The organism is Candidatus Solincola tengchongensis (assembly GCF_015711935.1).
Lineage (GTDB): Bacteria > Actinomycetota > Geothermincolia > Geothermincolales > RBG-13-55-18 > Solincola_A > Solincola_A tengchongensis.
The window spans coordinates 1-2,788 of sequence record NZ_MU158679.1; the positions used below are offsets into that span (position 1 = coordinate 1).

The 2,788-nt window shown below is 63.4% G+C and carries 4 protein-coding genes; 2 read left to right on the plus strand and 2 right to left on the minus strand.

Annotated features, from left to right (window positions below; genetic code table 11):
• Positions 1-284: hypothetical protein (locus H7007_RS12930; RefSeq protein WP_287155751.1), on the plus strand; the 284-nt coding region annotated here is incomplete at its 5' end.
• Positions 285-414: 130 nt separating this feature from the next.
• On the opposite strand, the gene H7007_RS12935 is transcribed toward H7007_RS12930, so the two are convergent.
• Together H7007_RS12935 and H7007_RS12940 are read right to left on the minus strand one after the other, a co-directional pair.
• Complete coding sequence (locus H7007_RS12935; protein WP_287155755.1) at positions 415-1,179, minus strand: glycosyltransferase family 2 protein; 765 nt, start codon at positions 1,177-1,179, stop codon at positions 415-417.
• Positions 1,180-1,482: 303 nt separating this feature from the next.
• Positions 1,483-2,544: a glycosyltransferase family protein gene (locus tag H7007_RS12940; RefSeq protein WP_287155752.1), complete on the minus strand. Its 1,062-nt coding sequence runs from the start codon at positions 2,542-2,544 to the stop codon at positions 1,483-1,485.
• On the opposite strand from H7007_RS12940, the gene H7007_RS12945 reads away from it, so the two are divergent.
• A partial coding sequence (locus H7007_RS12945; protein ID WP_287155753.1) for a hypothetical protein occupies positions 2,543-2,788 on the plus strand: 246 nt, incomplete at its 3' end. The two genes, H7007_RS12940 and H7007_RS12945, sit on opposite strands and share 2 nt — an antisense overlap.

A 2,788-nucleotide genomic window follows, 5' to 3' on the forward strand; every position in this document is an offset into this window, starting at 1 on the left:
GTGGTCGGATGGCCAGGGACAAGCTTGCCCGCAGGCTGACTTACGAGGGAGAGGACCTTGGGTGCATGCTGGAGGAGATGGTGGGGGCGGGCGTCCTGACCGCCGAGGGGGAAGAGCTCGCCTTGAGGGCAGCCTGGAGGAAAAAAGCACACCGCCTGGCGGTCCTGGTGAAGGAGCACCGGGGGCTGGAGCTGGCGGCCAACCTGGTCCAAATGGGGGTAAACCTGTACGAACTCCACGATCCGGAGACGGAGGGCGAAGAAAAGCAGACGGCAGGGCCCTGAACCAAGTACTTGAGGGCGGCAACGGGCCCAACACGCAGGGGGACCCCTCGGGGTGACGCTCTTTCAAGATCTCGAGACGGGGGCACGCCGGCGACCCTCGCTTCGTATGCGGAACCGGTCGGAATCAAGGTCAGGGAAAGGCTTCCTCAAGGATAGCGCGTAACGGTTCCGCCTCCGCTGAAGCCCACCTTTTAAGGAGGAGCCGCAGATTGCGTTTGGAGGCCTCGTCCCACGACCTATCCTCCCTTCCGGGCTCCGGGTCCAGATGCAGGACCCGGGAGGCCCCGATCACCAGGCTGTGGTAACCGGCGAGGCAGGCCATGAGGGTCCAGTCCACGTCGGCATATGTACCGGGATAAGGGTACCCTTCCTCGTCGAAGGAGCCTATCTCCAGCGCCAGGTCACGACGCAGGAGTGCGCAGTGCAGCGCGAGGGCGGGAACTCTTTCCGTGCCCCTGAAACTCGCGGCCTTTTCTCCACCGCGCAGGGGAACCAGCTGGGCGTCGTCCTCCGAGGCGCGGCGGAGCTGGTCCCCCGCATGATATACTTCTCCCCGGGCGTCCAGTACCAGGGAGGAAGCCACGGCCGCCTCCGGGTCCTCTTTCAGTGCCGCTAGAAGAGGGGGGAGCCAGTCCGGGCGAACCAAGACGTCCTCCCGCACCACGGCCAAGTACTCCCCGCGCCCCTCGAGCAAGGCCTGGTTCAGGATCGCCGGCAGGCTCGTTCCGTGCGGATTTTCCAGCAGCTTACAGGCAATATATTCCATTTGAGAACGAGATGAGGCTTTCTTCCCCGACAAAGCCACCACCAGCTCGCAGCCCCAGCCCAGGCTCTTGGCCAGCGCGGCCAGGCACAAAGAGGAAAGGCGGTGGCCGTGGATGACAGGAACCAGCACGGTCAAGCTCACTTCGCCAACCGTCTCTTCCGGCTCCTCCCGGGCAAAGCGCTCGCGGTTGGGATCGGTGAGGCGGGAGGAACAGCGGGGGCAGGGACTGAAGGGGAAAGGAAGCGTAACTCGGAGAGGTGAAGGTTTCCGCAAAAGGGGCAGTGTAGTTCCACCATGGTGCCCCGGCGGAGGATTTCTTCGAGGTCCCTGAGTCCGGATGGGTTTCCGCTAAGTAACGCCTCCCGGAGCCTCTCGTTGGGGATAAAGTACTTCACCAAGGCGGGCCACCTCTATCCGCACAAGGCGCCGTCCTCAGCCGGAGGAGGATGCCGCTTCAACGGAGGAGAGCAATCGACGGCGCAGAAGCAGGGCCTCGATTATCCCCTCCCAAAGGGGGGCGTAGTGGTTGGACATGCGCCGCTCCACGAACTCTTTGGCCATCTCGCCCATCCTCCGGCGCAGCTCCTCCTTTTCCACAAGGAGGCTCAGGCGTCCGAACCATTCCCTGCGGTGGGAACAGAGGAAGCCGTTCTTTCCCTCCTCAACCAGTCGGCGGTAAGCTGGCAGGGGGCTGGCCAGGAAGGGTATACCGAGGGCCGAGTACTCCAGGCCCTTGAGGTCGCTCTTACAGCGATTGAACGCGTTGTCCAGAAGGGGCACCAGGCCGATGTCGAAGCGTGCAAGCATTTTGGGGTAGAGCTCGAAGGGTACCGGCGGCAGGTATTCCTTTTGGTCCTCAGGTATGTTGGCGAGCAAGGCGTAGACCTCCTCGGGACCACCCACAGCCACCTTCACCTGCGGGTAACGGCGGCAAAGGGCCTCGAGCACCGGGACCAGAGGGCGAAAGTCATCCAGATGGGTAGGTGAGCCGGCCCATCCCACCTTGACCCGTCCCTCCTCTTTGTCCGCCTCGGGGTTCCAGACGGGATCCTCAAGGTCGATGCAGTTGGGGAGGGGGAAGGTGTTGGGATTAAGGGGCGTGAAGATCTCCGCCAGCTCAGGGGTGGAGACCGTAACCCCGTCCGCCGCGCGGGCGCATTCCTCAACCGCGCGCGCCTTCCCGCCCCGGCCACGGAAGGAACGGAAGGCCGGATTGTAGAAGGGCGTGGCTCGCACATGGTCGTCCACCTCCACCAGACCCACTTTTCCCAGGGCGGAGAGCCTCTTGAGCAAGGCGAGCATTCCCTTGTACTGGGCCATCTGTATCACATAGACGTCATAGGAAAGGTCTGTAGGCTCGAAGGTCCGCGGGTCGAGGGTCACCCCCAACTGCCAGTCGGCCTCGTGTCCACGGCGGCGCAGGGCCCGGGCCGGGTAGACGCACCGATAGTGGCCGCTTCCCGAAAGGTTGGCGCAGCAGAACAACACCCTCATGCCCATCCCTCCTTCGGACCTGCGGATAAGGGCGGACGGCTACGTCCGAAACCTGAACCGTGGGAATGCGGGAAGGCCGCCCGTCCCCCCCGCACCGCCGAGGGCCATTCCACCATTCCTCTCGGCGGCGCGCAATAACCTGCTGACGGCTGAATACGGCAAGGCCATCGTCTTTGATTATTCCTACAAGTACTTTTACGGCGACGGGTTTGGCAAGGACTTTCGCATCCTGAACCTGAAACAC

Excerpts from the sequence above, each read along its gene's own strand:
- H7007_RS12940 (WP_287155752.1), bottom strand. The coding sequence starts at position 2,544 with ATGAGGGTGTTGTTCTGCTGCGCCAACCTTTCGGGAAGCGGCCACTAT.